This is a genomic window from Macrococcus equi (assembly GCF_047426745.1).
GTDB classification, from domain to species: domain Bacteria; phylum Bacillota; class Bacilli; order Staphylococcales; family Staphylococcaceae; genus Macrococcoides; species Macrococcoides equi.
This window is the reverse complement of sequence record NZ_CP179732.1, coordinates 2149123-2167578: the sequence shown is the minus strand read 5'-3', so window position 1 is coordinate 2167578 and position 18456 is coordinate 2149123. Positions and strand designations below refer to the sequence as shown.

The 18456-nt window shown below is 32.7% G+C and carries 25 protein-coding genes; 23 read left to right on the top strand and 2 right to left on the bottom strand.

The window, feature by feature from the left end:
* Window positions 1–7: 7 nt before the first annotated feature.
* The 9 genes from ACMGE6_RS11505 to rny all read left to right on the top strand — a co-directional run bounded on the left by ACMGE6_RS11505 (window position 8) and on the right by rny (window position 9403).
* Complete coding sequence (locus ACMGE6_RS11505; protein ID WP_414048014.1) at window positions 8–724, top strand: GntR family transcriptional regulator; 717 nt, start codon at window positions 8–10, stop codon at window positions 722–724.
* Between the two features lie 9 nt (window positions 725–733).
* Complete coding sequence (yfmF, locus tag ACMGE6_RS11500; protein WP_414053888.1) at window positions 734–1963, top strand: EF-P 5-aminopentanol modification-associated protein YfmF; 1230 nt, start codon at window positions 734–736, stop codon at window positions 1961–1963.
* A complete protein-coding gene (yfmH, locus tag ACMGE6_RS11495) occupies window positions 1960–3234 on the top strand; it encodes an EF-P 5-aminopentanol modification-associated protein YfmH (RefSeq protein WP_414053887.1) in 1275 nt (424 codons plus the stop codon). Before yfmF ends, yfmH begins: the two co-directional genes overlap by 4 nt.
* Window positions 3227–3937 (top strand): elongation factor P 5-aminopentanone reductase, encoded by a 711-nt coding sequence (gene ymfI, locus ACMGE6_RS11490; protein ID WP_414053886.1) that lies wholly within the window; start codon window positions 3227–3229, stop codon window positions 3935–3937. Before yfmH ends, ymfI begins: the two co-directional genes overlap by 8 nt.
* Window positions 3938–3948: 11 nt before the next feature.
* Window positions 3949–4743: a DUF3388 domain-containing protein gene (locus ACMGE6_RS11485; RefSeq protein ID WP_414048018.1), complete on the top strand. Its 795-nt coding sequence runs from the start codon at window positions 3949–3951 to the stop codon at window positions 4741–4743.
* Between the two features lie 18 nt (window positions 4744–4761).
* Window positions 4762–5616, top strand: a complete 855-nt coding sequence (locus ACMGE6_RS11480) for a helix-turn-helix domain-containing protein (protein ID WP_414053885.1) — start codon at window positions 4762–4764, stop codon at window positions 5614–5616.
* A 28-nt stretch (window positions 5617–5644) separates the two neighbouring features.
* The gene (gene pgsA / locus ACMGE6_RS11475; protein WP_414046568.1) at window positions 5645–6226 is read left to right on the top strand and encodes a CDP-diacylglycerol--glycerol-3-phosphate 3-phosphatidyltransferase; all 582 of its coding nucleotides are present in this window, start codon (window positions 5645–5647) and stop codon (window positions 6224–6226) included.
* 343 nt (window positions 6227–6569) lie between these two features.
* On the top strand, window positions 6570–7631 hold the full coding sequence (recA, locus tag ACMGE6_RS11470; protein ID WP_414046567.1) for a recombinase RecA: 1062 nt from the start codon (window positions 6570–6572) through the stop codon (window positions 7629–7631).
* 215 nt (window positions 7632–7846) lie between these two features.
* Complete coding sequence (gene rny, locus ACMGE6_RS11465; RefSeq protein WP_414046566.1) at window positions 7847–9403, top strand: ribonuclease Y; 1557 nt, start codon at window positions 7847–7849, stop codon at window positions 9401–9403.
* Window positions 9404–9538: 135 nt separating this feature from the next.
* On the opposite strand, the gene ACMGE6_RS11460 is transcribed toward rny, so the two are convergent.
* The gene (locus ACMGE6_RS11460; protein ID WP_414053884.1) at window positions 9539–10753 is read right to left on the bottom strand and encodes a tyrosine-type recombinase/integrase; all 1215 of its coding nucleotides are present in this window, start codon (window positions 10751–10753) and stop codon (window positions 9539–9541) included.
* Between the two features lie 2 nt (window positions 10754–10755).
* Window positions 10756–11487, bottom strand: a complete 732-nt coding sequence (locus tag ACMGE6_RS11455) for a helix-turn-helix domain-containing protein (protein WP_414053883.1) — start codon at window positions 11485–11487, stop codon at window positions 10756–10758.
* 157 nt (window positions 11488–11644) lie between these two features.
* On the opposite strand from ACMGE6_RS11455, the gene ACMGE6_RS11450 reads away from it, so the two are divergent.
* From ACMGE6_RS11450 to ACMGE6_RS11385, 14 genes are all read left to right on the top strand, one after another.
* Window positions 11645–11866 (top strand): helix-turn-helix domain-containing protein, encoded by a 222-nt coding sequence (locus ACMGE6_RS11450; protein WP_414053882.1) that lies wholly within the window; start codon window positions 11645–11647, stop codon window positions 11864–11866.
* Window positions 11867–12136: a hypothetical protein gene (locus ACMGE6_RS11445; protein WP_414053881.1), complete on the top strand. Its 270-nt coding sequence runs from the start codon at window positions 11867–11869 to the stop codon at window positions 12134–12136.
* Between the two features lie 20 nt (window positions 12137–12156).
* Window positions 12157–12642 (top strand): hypothetical protein, encoded by a 486-nt coding sequence (locus ACMGE6_RS11440; protein WP_414053880.1) that lies wholly within the window; start codon window positions 12157–12159, stop codon window positions 12640–12642.
* 14 nt (window positions 12643–12656) lie between these two features.
* The gene (locus tag ACMGE6_RS11435) at window positions 12657–12839 is read left to right on the top strand and encodes a hypothetical protein (protein ID WP_414053879.1); all 183 of its coding nucleotides are present in this window, start codon (window positions 12657–12659) and stop codon (window positions 12837–12839) included.
* Window positions 12836–13093, top strand: coding sequence for a hypothetical protein (locus ACMGE6_RS11430; RefSeq protein ID WP_414053878.1), 258 nt, complete (start codon window positions 12836–12838; stop codon window positions 13091–13093). The genes ACMGE6_RS11435 and ACMGE6_RS11430 overlap by 4 nt, the downstream gene beginning before the upstream one ends.
* A 75-nt stretch (window positions 13094–13168) precedes the next feature.
* Window positions 13169–14068 carry a DnaD domain protein gene (locus ACMGE6_RS11425; protein WP_414053877.1) on the top strand — a complete coding sequence of 300 codons (900 nt, stop codon included), beginning with the start codon at window positions 13169–13171 and terminating at the stop codon, window positions 14066–14068.
* A gap of 11 nt (window positions 14069–14079) precedes the next feature.
* Window positions 14080–14886, top strand: coding sequence for an ATP-binding protein (locus tag ACMGE6_RS11420; RefSeq protein WP_414053876.1), 807 nt, complete (start codon window positions 14080–14082; stop codon window positions 14884–14886).
* A 119-nt stretch (window positions 14887–15005) separates the two neighbouring features.
* Window positions 15006–15260, top strand: coding sequence for a hypothetical protein (locus tag ACMGE6_RS11415; protein WP_414053875.1), 255 nt, complete (start codon window positions 15006–15008; stop codon window positions 15258–15260).
* Window positions 15261–15292: 32 nt separating this feature from the next.
* Window positions 15293–15658, top strand: coding sequence for a hypothetical protein (locus ACMGE6_RS11410; protein WP_414053874.1), 366 nt, complete (start codon window positions 15293–15295; stop codon window positions 15656–15658).
* A gap of 28 nt (window positions 15659–15686) precedes the next feature.
* A complete protein-coding gene (locus ACMGE6_RS11405) occupies window positions 15687–15875 on the top strand; it encodes a hypothetical protein (protein WP_414053873.1) in 189 nt (62 codons plus the stop codon).
* Window position 15876: 1 nt separating this feature from the next.
* Window positions 15877–16596, top strand: a complete 720-nt coding sequence (locus tag ACMGE6_RS11400) for a hypothetical protein (protein WP_414053872.1) — start codon at window positions 15877–15879, stop codon at window positions 16594–16596.
* Window positions 16597–16608: 12 nt separating this feature from the next.
* Window positions 16609–16911, top strand: coding sequence for a hypothetical protein (locus tag ACMGE6_RS11395; protein ID WP_414053871.1), 303 nt, complete (start codon window positions 16609–16611; stop codon window positions 16909–16911).
* Window positions 16912–16972: 61 nt separating this feature from the next.
* Window positions 16973–17392 carry a hypothetical protein gene (locus ACMGE6_RS11390; protein WP_414053870.1) on the top strand — a complete coding sequence of 140 codons (420 nt, stop codon included), beginning with the start codon at window positions 16973–16975 and terminating at the stop codon, window positions 17390–17392.
* Window positions 17393–17400: 8 nt separating this feature from the next.
* Window positions 17401–17793, top strand: a complete 393-nt coding sequence (locus ACMGE6_RS11385; RefSeq protein WP_414053869.1) for a sigma factor-like helix-turn-helix DNA-binding protein — start codon at window positions 17401–17403, stop codon at window positions 17791–17793.
* Window positions 17794–18456 lie beyond the last annotated feature (663 nt).

The window sequence follows — 18456 nt, the reverse complement described above, 5'->3', positions numbered from 1 at the left end:
GTCAGTCATGTCAGTGAATCATGAAGTTGTTTTTATAAAAGACTGGATTTTAGAGCAAATTAATAATGGAAAATTTTTAAAACATCAACCACTACCTTCACAATATGAAATATCAAGAATAATCGATAAATCACGTGATGATATTGAATTAGCTTTTCATGAATTAGTGACTGAACAGATTATTACAGAACATTTTCAGGAAGGATATTTTATTAAATCTAAAGCGTTATTCTTATATCCAGTCGATGAACTAAAGAGTATTACTCAAATGATTGAAAAAGCTGGACAATCAGCAGGCACATTAATGATTAGTCACGATATTGAACAACCTTCGATTGATGATAAGGCAATATTAAAAATAACAGATGATAGAGCGATTACAGTTATTGAGCGTATTAGAACAGCTGACGATGTACCGATAGTATATTGTCTGGATAAAATTGATGCTGCACCGCTCAAAGGAAGTCATGACATTATGACACATTCTTTACTGGAAATTATGGATAGAACAGAACAATTAAAAGTTGAATATGCGGAAAGTGAAATAGAAGCCATTGCTTATGAACCGTATATTTCTAATGCGTTGCAGTGTACACCAGAAGAAAGTTTGTTATTATTTAAACAAATTCATTATAATGCAGAGCATCAACCCATATTATATTCATTAAATTATTTTAAATCGAGCCAGGTTAGGTTCGTTATTAAACGTACTAAAAAAAATTAGGAGTTATCTATGACAATCAACTTATTAAATACTGATAAATTTAAGACTATTTCTATTGTGCTTAAGTTCAAAGCCCCTTTGGATATTAATACGATGAGTGAAAGGGCAATTTTATCTAAACTTTTACAAAAAACTTCAGCAAAATATCCTGATGAACAACAGATGATTAATCATCTTGCACATCTATATGGTGCACATCTATATAGCCACGTCATTAAACAGAATAATGCGCACGTTTTAACTTTAGGCATTGATATTATCAATGATAAATTTCTTGAAGATGAAGACTTGTTACAAGAAGCATTTAAATTATTACATGAAGTTATATTTTCGCCGAATATTCATGATGATACTTTCTGTGAAGAACTTATTAACACAGAAAAACATTTATTTTTAACTAAATATCAGGCTATAAAAGAAAATTTAGGTCAATACGGTTTTTATCAGTTACTGAAATCGATGTTTGCTGACGATGCCATGAAAAATCCATCATTCGGTGATATCAATCACTTAGAGCGAATCAATGGTAAAGAAATATTCAATACATATCAACGTTTAATTAATGAAGATGAAGTCCATCTCTATGCTGTTGGAGATGTTGACGCAGAGCGCGTGGATGAACTAACAAAAAAATATCTGCCATTTGCTGAACGAAAAGTTCATTTATCAGGTGTTCAACTAAAACAAATAGATAATACGCAAATAATGATTGAGCATATAGAAACAAAACAAGCAAGAATAAGTATGGGATATCGTTTTGACGTAAAACATCCTGAGTCAAGTTATTTTGCATTTATTGTCCTAAATCAAATTTTTGGTGGCGATCCATCGAGCCTACTTTTCACAAATGTCAGAGAAAAATTAAGTTTAGCTTATCAGATTCATAGTCAAATCGATGCACGAAGTGGTATTTTATATGTTCTGAGTGGGGTTAATCAAGATAAGCGACTTGAGGCGATAGACACAATTAATACTGAATTTAGCCGTATCAAGCAAGGTGAATTTGATGAGGAGTTATTACATACAGCAAAAAGAATGATCATCAATCAAAAGAAAGAATCACTAGATCGTCCTAAAGGATACGTGGAAATAGAGTTTTCAAATACATTTGGAGCAGCAATTTCGGAAGAACAATGGATGAGTGGTGTAAATAAAGTGACGAAAGAAGATATTATACGTGTTGCCCATACAGGAACATTACATACAGTCTATTGTTTAACAAGCGAGGGATCAGAATGAAACAAACCTATTATAAAGCAATCGATGAAACACTCTTTGAAGCTGTTTTAGACAACGGAATGCAATTATTTATTATACCTAAAAAAGGATTTCAAAAATCTTATGTAACGATGACTACTAAATATGGGTCTATACATAATGATTTTGTTACACAAGAAGGCAAAGTTGTTCGTATGCCAAAAGGAATCGCTCATTTTCTAGAGCATAAAATGTTTGAAAAAGAACATGGTGATATGTTTAATGAGTTTTCAAAGTATGGGAGTTCTGCGAATGCCTTTACGTCTTATGACAGGACAAGTTATTTATTTACGACTGTTGAATCTTTAAAAGAAAATATCAAGTTACTTGTAGATATGTTACAGGAACCATATTTTACAAAAGAAAGTGTAGAAAAAGAAGTAGGCATCATTGCAGAAGAAATTAAAATGTATCAGGATCAACCCAATTATCGACTGTATTATCAAACTTTAAAAGCGATGTATCACATGCATCCAGTTAAAGTGGATATAGCTGGAACAGTAGAAAGTATAAATAAAATCACACACGAAACATTATATCAGTGTTACGAAACCTTCTATCATCCATCTAATATGGTCATGTTCGTGGTGGGAAATGTTGATCCGGAAGATTTATATACCTATGTTAATAGTATTACGAAAAAGTTTAATACATTCAACCATGTAGCCATTCTTCCATTTGACGAGCCTGACACCGTGGCATTACCGGAAATAAGTTCAGAAGATAACGTTCATATGGATAAAATCATGTTAGGTATAAAAACGAATAATTTTAAGAGTGATGAAAATTTAATTCTCTCAGAATTAAAAATGATTTTTGCCATGGATCTACTTTTTGGTGAACAGACTGATTTTTATCAATCACTTTTAAAAGATCAATTAATTGATGATTCCTTTGGCTTTAACTTTACGATTGAACCTACATTTTCACATATGTTTATTGCAGGCGCAACGCGAGATGCAGATACATTAAAACAACGTTTAATCAGTCAATTACATAATTATGACGCATTAAAAGACCAAAAATCTTTTGAATTGATTGTAAGGCAAACAATTGGAGAATATGTATCCAGCATGAATAGTCCTGAATATATTGCCAATCAATTTACAAGGTATTATTTTAATGATGTTATTTTATTTGATTTATTACCTCTTCTTGAACAATTAACATTAGAAGATTGTATAGCGACTTATCAATCAGCTTTAGAACACGCTAATATTACTGACAGCAGGATTGTAAAACGCAATGGGTAAGTATCTTATAATCGGTGCGAGCGGTGATATAGGGACACAAATCACACGAGATTTACTTGACCAGGGACATGAAGTCATTGCGCATTATTTTCATTCAGATATTAATAATTTAATGAATAGATATAAAAATGACCCAATTTCATTTGTAAGGTTTGATTTATCTGAAATGATGACAATATCTCCATTTGACGATTGGATGATCAGTCATTTAGACGGTTTAATTTATGCTGCGGGGACTGCTCATTTTGCTTCAATACAGCATATAACTGATAGTGACATAAATGCACAATATCATATCCATCTTGCCAATCTCATTAAAGTTACCCAGTGGGTATTACCCGGACTATTACAAAATCAGCGGGGACGTATCGTAGTAATAAGTTCTATTTGGGGAGAAACGGGTAGCGCAACAGAATCTGTTTACAGTGCAATGAAAGCAGGACAAATAGGGTTTATTAAATCTATCGCAAAAGAACTTGCTTTAACAAATGTCACAGCTAATATTGTCGCACCAGGTATAGTTAGTGGTAAAATGACTGTACAGTTAGATGAAGATGCTATTCAATCGCTTATTTCACAACTGCCGCAAAAAAGATTGGTTCAGGCATCTGAAGTGAGTCATGCTGTACTTCATCTGTTGGATGAGTTTTCTCAATCTGTAACTGGTACTGTATATCGTGTAAATGGTGGTTGGCTTATATAGGGGGGATATTTTTGACTACTGATCAGAGAACAATAGAGTGGTATCTGGAATATGAAATTAAAGTTAATAGAGCAGGTCTCTTAGGTGATGTTTCTAGTCTGCTTGGTGTACTGGGCATCAGTATTATCACGATAAATGGCGTTGATCAAGGCGTTAGAGGACTTTTAATTAAAACAGATAACCTGGAAAAAGTGACGCGTTTTGAACAAATTATTTCGCAACTTGAAGATATCGAAATTATTAAGTTACGTGAACCTTTATTGCAGGATCGTTTAGCAGTCCGTCATGGACAGCACATTGAACGTGCGATCGACAATAAACATGTTTTTAAATTTATTCGTAAGGATTTAGGAATACTAGTTGATTTAATGGCTGAGTTATTTAAACAAGACGGTAATCAGGTCATTGGTGTTAGAGGTATGCCTCGAGTAGGTAAAACTGAATCAGTTGTTGCAGCAAGTGTATGTGCCCACAAAAAATGGCTGTTTATTTCATCTACAATGATCAAACAGACGGTTAGAAATAAATTATATAAGGGTGAGTATGATGATAAACATATTTTTATCATTGATGGTGCATTAACAATTAAACAAAATGCAGAACACCTTAATCTAGTGCGCGAAGTCATGTCATTGCCAACCACTAAAGTCATAGAACACCCTGATTTATTTGTTCAGAAGACAGACTATACATTAGAAGATTTTGATTATATTATTGAATTAAGGGAAACAGTTGATCAGGAAATCACTTATGAGCAAGTATCAAACAATAACTTATTTGATAATGATGAATTTGCGTTCTTTTAAGCTTTAAAGGAGGCACGTATGAAATTAATAGGACAAATTTTGCGTTCTAAAAGAGAATCGCTTGGAATGACATTAATTGATTTAGAAAGAAAAATAAAAATTCAAAAGAAATACATTGAAATGATTGAAAAAAATGAATTCGAAAATTTACCGAATCCTGATTACACCCGTGGATTTATTGAGAAATATGCCAAAGCGGTTAATCTAAATGCCGAGCAATTAATCACTGAGCATCAGGAAGAGTTACCTATTAGGAAGTTAAGCGCACAGGAAGCGAGTAAAAAAATAAAAAGTGATCATCCCATTAATCATTATGATAGCGGTGCTCAAAAGCTGTTACTTTGGATAATTGGTATTATTACGGTGCTGTTTTTATTATGGCTTATTTTTTCTCAATTGATCATTACTGATCGAAATAGTGAATGGCATGCAGAAGATATTAATAAGAGTCGTAATGTAACAGTTGAAAAGAAAAATGATGAGAAAGTTATCACATCAAAAGAAGATAAATCAAAAAAAGAGACGCAACAAAAGAAGAACGACGAAAAATTAATAGAACCGCTTAAATTAACTTATAAGAATTTTGACGGCTCTAATTTAGCTTATGAAGTTGAGACACAGGATAAAATAACGTTAAAAGTAGATTCTAAAATCCCTACGTGGGTACAGGTTTTTGATAATAAAAAGAAGAATTATGCATATAAAGAAATGAAACAGGAAACAATGCAAATCGATAAAGATGTTGAAAGTATTACCTTGATTTCAGGTAATTCAACTTCATTATCTGTATATATCAACGATAAGAAGGTTACGGTGCCAAAAGAAGCAGAAAACTTAATCACACGAACATATTTCTTTAAAGTGATTAAGTAAACAATATTTAAAATAAAGGAAGAAAAAAATGAATATACCAAATCAAATCACTGTAGCGCGTGTGCTACTTATTCCAGTATTTCTTGTATTTTTATTAGCCGATTTCAACATGGGTAAACTATCCGTTTTCGGCAGTGATGTTATGCGCATAGAACAGTTTATCGCAGCACTAATTTTTATCTTTGCCTCTTTAACAGACTGGGTAGATGGATACTTAGCACGAAAATGGCAGCTTGTGACGAACATGGGGAAATTTCTTGATCCATTGGCAGACAAATTATTAGTATCTAGTGGCCTCATTGCACTTGTTGAGTTAGGATTAATTCCTTCATGGATGGCTATTGTTATTATTGCTAGAGAATTTGCAGTTACAGGATTAAGATTATTACAGATTGAACAAGGTTTTGTATCTGCAGCAGGTCAATTAGGAAAGATAAAAACTGCAGTAACTATGCTTGCGATGACGTTTTTATTACTCAATGAACCATTTAATCAATTTATTGGTTTCAAACTGGGTTATCCATTAATGTATATTGCAGTATTCTTTACAATTTTATCTGGAATTGAATATTTTTATCATGGACGTAACGTCTTTAAAAATTCTAAATAATTCTTGAACTAAGCTGTGCTTAGTTCTTTTTTTATTACGTAATGATTTAAACCATTTTTTTGAAAATATCATTAAATACTTAAGTAAAATAAATTTTGTTTATTCTGTTCCCCTTTTTTAAGGAAAAAAATAAAAAATACAAACATGCGTTCGCTTTTTACTTGCTTATTTTCCTGAATATGCGTATAGTATTATATGTAGTGAGTAACGAGGTTGAAAAATTTTTATAAGGGGTAAATAAAAATATCTATACATTATAATAGTTAAATTTACTTTTGATAAAGAGGACAACAATTAATTTTACAACAAAATGATATATAAATTTTAGGAGGACAACTAACTTATGAGTGAACGTCAAAAAGCTTTAGATACTGTAATTAAAAATATGGAAAAATCTTTCGGTAAAGGTGCCGTAATGAAACTTGGAGAGAATACAGCACATAATGTATCTGCAGTATCTTCTGGTTCTATTACGTTAGATAATGCATTAGGTATAGGTGGATATCCGAAAGGCAGAATCATTGAAATTTATGGTCCTGAGAGTTCTGGTAAAACAACTGTAGCATTACACGCGATTGCTGAAGTGCAAAAACAAGGTGGGATTGCTGCATTTATTGATGCGGAGCATGCTTTAGATCCTGTATATGCTCAAAAATTAGGTGTAGATATTGATAACTTATATTTATCTCAACCTGACCATGGTGAGCAAGGTTTAGAAATTGCAGAGGCATTTGTTCGTAGTGGTGCTGTTGATATTATTGTAGTCGATTCAGTTGCTGCATTAACACCGAAGGCAGAAATCGAGGGTGAAATGGGTGACTCTCATATGGGTCTTCAGGCACGCTTGATGTCTCAAGCATTACGTAAGTTATCAGGTGCGGTTTCAAAATCGAACACGATCGCGATATTTATTAACCAAGTACGTGAAAAAATTGGTGTAATGTTTGGTAACCCTGAAACTACACCAGGTGGTCGTGCATTAAAATTCTATTCATCAGTACGTTTAGAAGTTCGTCGTGCTGAACAGTTAAAGCAAGGACAAGACATCGTGGGTAATCGTACTAAAATTAAAATTGTTAAAAATAAAGTAGCGCCGCCATTCAAAGTAGCAGAAGTGGATATTATGTATGGACAAGGTATTTCACGAGAAGGTGAAATGGTCGATTTAGGTGCAGAATATGAAGTTTTACAAAAATCTGGAGCTTGGTACTCATACGAAGGAGAACGTATTGGTCAGGGTAGAGAGAATATTAAAACTTACTTACGTGAGAATCCTGAAGTACGTGATGAAATCGATATGAAGATTAGAAAAGCGATGGGTATCGGAGAAGATAAGGACGCTCCTAAAACAGAATTACCATCAGAACCTGAAACAGATGATTTATTTGATGATGAATTAGTATAAATGTTTTATCCGAATGATATACACAATTATTTATGTATATCATTCGGATTTTTGTAATATTTCAACAATTAATTAAATATACGTTAAATAATTTTTTACTTACCTTGACACACTTAACTTTTTAAACGTACAATTAATTTGTATATGAATAACTTCATTCTATACATTGTTTTGATATAACTAGATGAAAAAGCAAATAAGGAGGTGTTTATGTCATGCTATTAAACCTCTTATTCATTTTGCTTGGTATAATTCTAGGTGTTGGTGTGGGTTACATATTAGCAAAGAATAGCTTAACTAATCAGCAGATGCAGGCCAGAACAACGGCTGATCATATTATTGGTGAAGCAAACAAAGAAGCTGAAAGTCTAAAAAAGGAAAAATTACTTGAGGCAAAGGAAGAAATTCAAGTAAGAAGCGATCGTTTAGAAGGTGAATTTAAAGAACGACGTTCAGACCTTGCAAGACAAGAAGCAAGACTTCTTCAAAAAGAAGAGAATTTAGATCGAAAAAGTGAACTTTTAGATAAGAAAGATGAGCTTTTAGAACAAAAAGAATCTAAAATTGAAGAAAAACAACAACATGTAGATGCGTTAGAGCAAAGTGTGCAAGAAATTATAGTAAAACATGAACAAGAATTAACACGCATCTCCGGACTGACGCAAGAAGAAGCAAAACAGGAAATTATTGATCAGGTTGAAGAAGAATTAACACATGATATCGCTGTAATGGTTAGAGAAAAAGAACAAGAAGCTAAATCACAAGTTGATAAAAAAGCTAAGATGGTACTTGCGACTACAGTTCAAAGACTAGCAGCAGAACATACTTCTGAATCTACAGTATCTGTGATTAACCTGCCAAATGATGAAATGAAAGGTAGAATTATCGGACGTGAAGGCCGAAATATTCGTACGCTTGAAACGCTGACAGGTATAGATTTAATCATTGATGATACTCCTGAAGCGGTCATTTTATCTGGATTCGACCCAATCAGACGTGAAATTGCAAAAACAGCTTTAGAAGCATTAGTTTCAGATGGTAGAATTCATCCGGGACGTATTGAAGAAATGGTTGAAAAAGCACGTAAATCTGTTGATGAAATTATTCGTGAAGCAGGTGAAGCTGCTACATTTGAACTAGGTATTCATAACTTACATCCGGATTTAGTGAAAATATTAGGCCGTATGAAGTTCCGTACAAGTTACGGACAAAATGTTTTAAAGCATTCTATTGAAGTAGCACATCTATCAGGTATGCTAGCTGCTGAATTAGGTGAAGATGTAACGTTAGCCAAACGTGCTGGATTGTTACATGATATCGGTAAAGCGATTGACCATGAAGTAGAAGGATCACATGTTGAAATTGGTGTAGATTTAGCGAAGAAATATCGTGAACATGCTACAGTTATCAATGCTATTCATTCACATCATGGTGATATTGAACCGAACAGCGTCATTTCAGTGCTGGTAGCAGCTGCAGACGCATTAAGTGCTGCACGCCCGGGTGCACGAAGAGAAACTTTAGAAAATTATGTGAGACGTCTAGAACGATTAGAAGAGATATCAGAAAGTTATGACGGTGTAGAAAAGTCATTTGCAATTCAGGCAGGACGTGAGATTCGTATCATAGTTTCACCTGAAGATGTTGATGATTTAAAAGCGCATCGAATTGCTCGAGATATAAAAAATCAAATCGAAGAAGAATTACAATATCCTGGTCACATCAAAGTGACAGTCGTCAGAGAAATGCGTGCGATAGAATACGCGAAATAATAGCAGTATAAACAACAACTCTTAGAGCCACAAGGCTTTGAGGGTTGTTTTTATTTTTGTACACGTAAAAAATGGGCAGAAAATGGGCATACTGTGAAAAAACTTGATAATTAAGCACAAAAAAGAAACGGTATTTTATAATACAACCGCTTCTAATTGTTCTTTTAATTCCTGATTCATCTTATCAGTTACATGACTGTATATTTGTAATGTTGTACGGTGATCTGAATGTCCTACACGTTGCATAATAGATTTAAGAGGTACATTGTTCTGTGTCAAAATAGATATATGTGTATGTCTTAATGTATGAGTTGTGACGCGTTTCTTTATACCGCAATTCTCACAAGCTAACTTTAAGACATCATTAATACGACCAAAGTAAAGAGGGTTGCCAGTATGATTAGTAAACACGAAACCTCTATCGTTATAAGTATCTTCCCACATAGCAGACTTTTTATTTTCAAGTATCAATTTTCTTAAAATATCGCAACTTCTTTTATTGATACTGATAGTCCTGTAGCTTGAATCGTTTTTAGTAGTCTCTTTAATACCGAACTCACCTTTTTTATTTGAAGTCCATAAAATAGTACCGTCTATCGTTAATGTCTGATTTTCAAAGTCAATATTATGCGGTTGGATTGCTAAAGCCTCACCGACACGCATACCATTTAAAGCCATGAACTCAATCAAATCAGCGATATAGTTATAATATCTATGGTTATGCTTTGACTGTTTACGATTGCCGAATAATCGTATCTCCTCAACAACGCTTTTAACCTCGCTTGTTTCAAGATAATTTTCTTTCTTTGCTTTGACATCATCAACGGTTTTAGCCTTTTTACCAACGATTAACTTATCCAGGTATTCAAATTCAACACCATAAGTATTTGATATATGTTTCATTATGTTCTTGAATATCATCAATACATCACGATTGTATTGAGATGATAGCTTTTCTTTAGTCAGATCATCAAATTTAGATTGTGCATAAGGTAGGGTAATGTTAGCGATTAATATATCATCTTTAAATAACTTTAATAGCTTATTTGACTTAGGTATATACGTTCTGATAGTTGAAGCTTTATTCCCACTATGTGTCTTATAGTGTTCCTGCCATTCTATAAGTGCTTGATGAAATGTAAGTGTCTTAATGTCCTTTAACTTATCAACCTTTAACTTGTCTTGTATTTTAGTCTGTAAGCGTCTCTCCGCTTCCTTTTGAGAGGGTTTAGTATTCTTATTCATTACAACGCTTGTACGCTTCCACTTGTCTGTAAGAGGGCATTTATACTTTTCTATGAAGCGGTATTTAGTTATACCGTTTTTATCCTGGAACTCCTCGCACCACATGATTATCCCTCCTCAAAAAGTAATTCTAACAATTCTTCATTAATCTTTTCTTTATCAGAACTAGTCATGATATTAAATAATTTTTCTTTATTTTTGTAAAAAGTATATTTATTATCCAAAAATATATCTATTAAATTTTTAATTGTATTTAGATCTTTTGGCGTTAACTTGTTATAAAAATAGAAATCACTTTCGGTATTATAGTTTTTTGAATGAACATCAGTTTTAAAAATAAAATTTCTACCGTAAAAAACTTCATTTTCGTTTTGAGTAAGTAACCACTCTAAATCGTAATAAGGTTGATCAATCACACTTTTATTAACTGAATCTTTTTTTAAAGCTATTTTGTTTTCGTATATTTCTTTAGATATTTTTGCGTTGTTATTTAAGTTTTCTTCATCTTTTTTGATGCAAAAACTTTTAAATCTGTCAAAGTATTCATCGATATCAGTGTCTTTAATAGGACTATCTTCACTTGTAATTATTTCATTCAATACATCTTTTAAATATCCACTGTTTATATCCACCCATGGCGTGTTACTCCCATAACTACTTTCTAAAAATTTATTAAATCCATATAATAATCCGAATATAATTTCATCTTTAGGAAAATTCCTTTTCCCGTTCTCTAATTTACTAATGTAGGCAGTTGATACCCCTGTAACATCTGAAAACTTCTTAACAGACACGCCAAAACCTTCTCTATGCTCTTTTATTACTTCTCCAAATTTCATTTTATAATTCACCTCAAAAATAATATACCACGTCTAAGTTATAATTTGTACTCTAAATACAACAATTATTTTTGTTGACAATAATAAAAACATGATGTAATAATTAAGTATGCAAGATACAAATCTTGTTAATGAGTACAAAAGTGAGGTGATATAAATGACGAATAACCTAAGTGTATTAATGGGAATGAAACGTATTTCAGGCACTAAAGTGAGCGAAGATACAGGTATATCAAGAAATACAATTCATTTGTTATACCATCAAAAAACAAATAACCCCGACACTCAAACAGTATTAAAGTTATCAAAATATTTTGGTGTAACTCCTAACGAATTTTTAGGAATTGAACCAATCAGACAATTAAAGGAGGTGAATTAGATGACAAACATAGTCCAGTTACCAACACCAACACCCGAAATAACAGTGATGAGTGAAAAAGAAATTAAAGAATTTACACCGCAATATGCACAGGTTAAAGCTATACCGAAGCTTTATGGAATTAGTCGCACTACCGCATACAGACTTATCAAAAGATCTAAAGAATTAGGTTATGAAGATATTGAAATCAGTGTATCAGCTAACTGTAAACTAATACATTTAGCAAATTTCAATAAGTTTTTGCACGAACAAAATGGAAAGCACTATTAAAAATTAGGGGGGGTAATATTATGAAAGTTTCAAAAATTAACAATTCAAACAGTGCAAAAATCCAAAAATACTTAAACGAGTTAGCGGTAAACTTCCAAACAGTAATAGATGGAAATTCAAACCATGTTATTGAGAAAGTCATAGACGGTCATATTTACACAAGACCAGCAACAAGACAAGAAGTATTGGAAAATGAACTTGAACATGCTATCAGCGTTATTGAACATGAGATTGAGCCCTTATGTTGCATGTATATGAATGACGAAGTAACAGAAGATAATAAAATATCTTTTAATTCAAATGATGATAGTTTACTTACAGACATTAGAGAGACATTGAAAACGTGCAATGAAGCGGTAACAGATAGTAATGACTTTTTAAAATACAATGAAAAAAGTGTGGCGGAATTAGTTAAGTTTGTTGAATATCAAACGGACAAATTAAGACAAATTGGGCTAGATATTGAGGGCTACATTTCAGAAAACGATCTTTGGGAAGATGAATAATAGGAGGTAGGACAATGAAACAATTCACATTTAAACGTACTGTAGTAGGTTTCTATAATCTTAGAGAAGCGGGGCAAGAAAAAATTATCGCTACATTACCACTTGAAGCAATGAAGAAGCTTGTTGAGGGTTTTACAGGGGCATCAATCGGTTGTTTTGAAGCGGATATTAAGGACTTGCGAGGTATATTAAGGTGAAAATATTTGGAGAAGTAGCACCTGGAATCCATTTAGCCATGAATGAAAAAGGGCTTTTATTCCACACAACTACAAAAGAAGCTGAAGCAGAATTGAACTTTAATTTTGAATTATATCAAGAAGTAATAAACAGACTTGCACGTATTATGAGGTCAGAAATTAGAATGTCGCAACTTAGAATGGAAAACCTCAAGATGATTAAAGAACATAAAAAAGCCCTATCAGACACCAACCAAAGCACTGATAGAGCATAGAATAATAGCAAAATTATTCATATTCATATTGTAACAGATTTATAGTGTTGAACGAAAGAAGCGGAGGAGTGATGTATGAGCAATAAAAACAAAGGCTATGTACTTTTTTATAGAGATATTATGAATCATGCAATATTCACAGATCCATATTTATATAAATTATTTAGCTATTGTATTTTTAAAGCTTCTCACAGAGATAGAGAAGTGTTGATAGATAACAATGTTATAAACATTAAAAAAGGCCAATTTGTTTGGGGAAGAAAGGTTGCAACTAATGAATTAAATCTTAATTCCCCACCTAAATATCAGTTATCAGAAAGTACATGGGAAAGAAAGTTAAAAACATTGGAAAAGTTATCAATAATAAACAGGAAAACGAACAACAAATATACTGTTGTAACCATTGAAAATTGGGAGGTTTATCAAACTACTAAGCCACAAACTGAACAGCAAAATGAACAAGAGATGAACAACAAAAGAACAGCAGATGAACAACAGATGAACACAGACAAGTCATTAAAAGGCATTGAAGACATTAAAGACATTAGAGTTGTTGTAGAGCCAAAAAATGATTTTGCTGAAGTGATAGGACTATATCAAAGTGACATACAAGCAACACCACCACACACCGTTATTAATAAATTATCAGACGACTTTGATATGTTCGGTAAAGAAATCATGTTATACGCCATTAAGAAGTCGGCTATTGCTGGTAATCGTGATTATAGATTTATCGACTACCTTACAAAAGAATGGCGTAAACAACAATTAATGACACTTGAAGCAGTTGAACAATACGAGGATAAACGCAATCAACCGAAACAATCGTATAACTATAACAACGAAAGGAATGGAGTATTAAATAAATATGATAGACAAGACCTTTCATATCAATCTCTTGAATTAAAGAAAGATAGAAGTGGGATAGCCTCATTCACAGATGAAGAAATGAAAGCTTACGAATCATACTTCTAGGAGGCATAGCAATGAAAGATATTATCAACAAAGGTTTTGAGATAGGTGATCCTATAGCATTGCATAAATACTTATTTGAGACTGGTAAAGTCAGTAATGAATTATTAAGCGTTGATTATAACGTTAAATGTGATAAATGCGGTAGACCATGTGATATTGCAATATTTAACGATGATGAAGTTAAAATATGCGATTGCAACGTAAAAGCTAAGGTTAAACCGAAACAAGTCAAAAAGATACACTTCTATTGGAATCAAAGCAAAATACCCGATAACCTACAGAAATGTACCTTTGAAACCTTTGAAAAAGACTTGAATAGCAATATCAGAAACTTATATCAGGGATTTAGATATTTCGCGACATCATTAGATAAAGAAAATCTAAGAACATTAGCAGTAGTTGGATCAATGGGAACTGGTAAAACACATTTATCAGTCGCAACTGGTAAAGAACTCATTAAACGAGGGTTTAGTGTGTATTTCATTTCATTCCCGACCTTAATGAGAAAAATTAGAGAAACAATGGATAAAGGCAATGATATGACAGGAACCGAAATTTTCAAAATGATAGAAAAATGTGATGTGTTTATCCTGGACGACATTATGGTCACAAGTGGAACGACTTATGAAGTGAATACACTTGAAAATATCATTGAGGTTAGAATGGGCAAAGCTAATATATACACTACTAATCTAAGTGATGATGACTTTAGTAAAAATAAGAATATGCAACGTATCAAATCGAGGATATTCGATAGAACGCAAACAACAGTATTAAAAATCATTAGTGATGATTATAGAACATTACCGCCATTCTAACAAACTATTCTTTATTATTTTATAGGTATTTCGAGAGACTTTAACAACAAGAGTATTACATCCTGAGATATTAAAGTCTCTAAATACCCCCTTAAAATTAAAATTTGGAGGTAGTTAAAATGACTGTAAAAAAAGACAGATCAGAATATTACAGAGAATATAGAAAACGTAACATAGAACGAATAAAGCTGAAACAAAAAGAACGATACATGAACAAAAAGTTAGGGATAAAAAAAGAAGAATTTGTTGATCCAATATTGATTGAAATGAAGCACAACAAACAAGAACGAATTAATAACATGTCAGTCAGACGTAAAAAAAGACGCCAACGCGTACAGGAATTAATATTTAGAGAATTAGAAGCATGTAGTTGACCGCTTCTAAAAACAAAAGAAAGGAGATATCAATGAAACGGTATAAGGACAAAGACGGTAATGTTGTAGGGTTGAAGTTTACACAGCCACACGCTGACGTTGTAAACGTAATTTTCAACAGTAAGCAAGATGTTATTTCATCAAGTGAGATACTTGAACAGCTAGGCAAAGACAAATCATATCACAGGACATTACAACAACTTATATCCGAGTTAGTGACGTTCTACAGATTGCCGATAGGCTCAACAAGTGTAGGCGGTAAAATGGGCTACTTTTATTGTCGAAATAAACAACAGTTTAGGATTGCTAAACGATCAATTAAGTCAAGAATAAATGTATTACAAACACGTTATGAATCGTTAGAAGAAGCGGAAAAACATATTAAAGAACTGGCATAAACCAATACGTAGACCAAAGGAGATAACAATGACCTATATCAAACGTATTAACGGGCGTGACTATTTAGAGAACGCTGACGGTCATCTCATTGATGTAACCAACGCACCGCCTGAACAAGTAGCAAGTCTAAGAAAAGCAATGATAAACGGACAAAGTAAAGTAACTGTAGATGATTTAAAACCACAAATAATACAAAACAAAAAAGGGAGATTTTAAAATGAATAACGAATTAAACAATATTGTAAACGAAGTAGGAATTATAGACGAGCCGATTAACGATGTTTTATTACATTTGAACAACATTCAACCAATGTCAAAAGCAGAAACATTCACACAGACCGTTAAAGAACGTGCTGAAGCATTCAAAAATGAGTATAAGGACACATACACACCTCAAGCATTAAAAGAGGGCATACAAGCCATTTATGACGAAGAAAAGGCAAAGGTAGAGCAATCTATCCAAAGTGAAAATGAATCATTCCAGGCTAAACGTATTAAAGCGATTGAACGTGCTAAACAACAGATTGCACATTCAGACGATTTAGATAACAGTGAAATAAGCAAACGTGTATATCATACTCAAACTTTGCAAAGTGATTTATCTCTTGAGTTAATGAATGCTGATACTGGATCATCAATCAGTGCTATCTTGAGTGAGAAAATGGAACTAGCATCAAGAGATAAAATGAAAGCAATAGCCTTGTTATCAAGCTTACACTTATTTGCTAATAAAATTGATGGCTTGCACGATCAAGAAAGAGCCTTTCTATTAACAAGACTAAAAATGAATAAAGATGAATTAAATAAAATGATATATGGTAATAAGCACGAAGCATATAAACAAGTTATTGAACGCTTAGAAAAGATGGACACTAATATTTATACAGCTGATAAATTATCAATCAACATGAATGAAAACATTGAAAGGTATTTATAAGGGGGAACTATTATGTTTAACGGAAAATATACACAAGAACAACTAAACCAGGAACGTGAATATGTAACCGAGTTATTAAGTGCTAAAGGTGTACGAGAAGCCGAAAACTATTATATCCGACACATTAATGATGTGAACATGAACAAAGGCATCAATAATTTGCCACAAGACGCACGTCTCACGGACGAGAAAGGCAAAGTAATACTAGAAGTCATTGATAACTATAAAGAAGCGGTACAGGAAAAAGAAAGCACATTTAAAGAGTATGTAATCAATCGTAAAAAGTTTTTGAAGTGGTTAGAACAAAATAAGTAAATGCAATGGCAGGGTGTGACAATGATGTCATACCCTATCTTGATATTAAGGGAGGGTGTGTATGAAGCTTAAACGTGTTAAAAGTGTGTTTGTATATAGAGATACAAAGAGACTTGTCGAACACGATATATTAACAAAATTTAATCCCGTATACATAAATAAGACAATAAAAGTATTATCCGAACAAATAAATGACATGTATCATCTATCAACATCGCATACTGAAACGGGGGATATAGGATTGCATTCTGTAAGCGTGAGTGTTGATGAATTAGTGATATGGATAGTTGAACAAAAGAACGCACTGGAACGTTATAAAACTAGATCTGAAATCTATATGAAAATACTTCAAAGGGTTATAGCTAGATACCCCCTTAATGAACAGCAATGTATAAAGAAATATTTTGCGACTAATGGAGTTATATATCATGGTTTTAAATTAAAAACATTAATTAAAGATTTAGAGAAAGAAATTAATTAGGTGTATTTATGTATGAATTTAATGAGTTAAGGCACTTTATTAAAACGTTCCATAAGGTTGTTGAGGATATTAAACTAACAGGCTTTACTATTGTTAATGGTGAATTAGTATCAAAGGATATTGACGATGATGATTTTTTTAATATATCCGATGAATACCAGGAACATGTAAATATAAAAGATGTTGAAGCGGAATCAAAGGGGTTAGAATACTATAATCAATATAGACAACTCATTGATGACGCTGAAAAGGTGCTTACAGATAGAGAGCTATGGATATTGTTCGAGAGGTTAGACGGAAAAAGTCAAGAAGAAGTCGGCAAACTGGTGAATTTATCGCGAGAAAGAATAAGACAATTAGAAGTACAGCTTATTAAAAAGATATGTAAGGTATATAAATAGTTTTAGAAGTTTTAGACCCCTTAAAAAGACATTTACCGATTTTACACCCCCTAAAAAGAAGTTAATGAACTTAACTATATAAAAAAGTAAATCGGCACTTTCGGCAGTCATAAAAAGAAGTCGACAATATCGACCCCCTAAAAAGAAACCGAGAAAGCCGAGACCCTAAAAAAAAGAAAACTTCTAACATTTCTAACGCCTAAAAAAAGAGAATCGGACATTTCGGACACCCTAAAAGAGAAATACATGATATAATATATATGGTTTTTACGTGTCTATATCCGCGATCATAATATAACAATGGACTAGATAGTCAATAAAAGGCTGTTTACTTCATGTCAGTTATTATATTGATACGTCGAGGTATTTTGGTCGATTGCTACCGTACATTAATTTGTATGGTAGCTTTTTTGTTAGGATATGTCGCGACGTCGGGACTATGTTGACATTTGTTGACGTGCTAGGAAAAAATGATGACTAATGATGACACCTGGAAGTGAATTGTTGGCAAATGTCGGCACGTGAAAACATAATATTAGGAAATGTTAGGATACGAAAACTATATACTACAAATTACTACATTGTGAAAACATAAATGCTAGAAAATGCTAGAAGATGAAAACATATATGCTAACAAAAGCTAACATAAAACCTAACAAAACT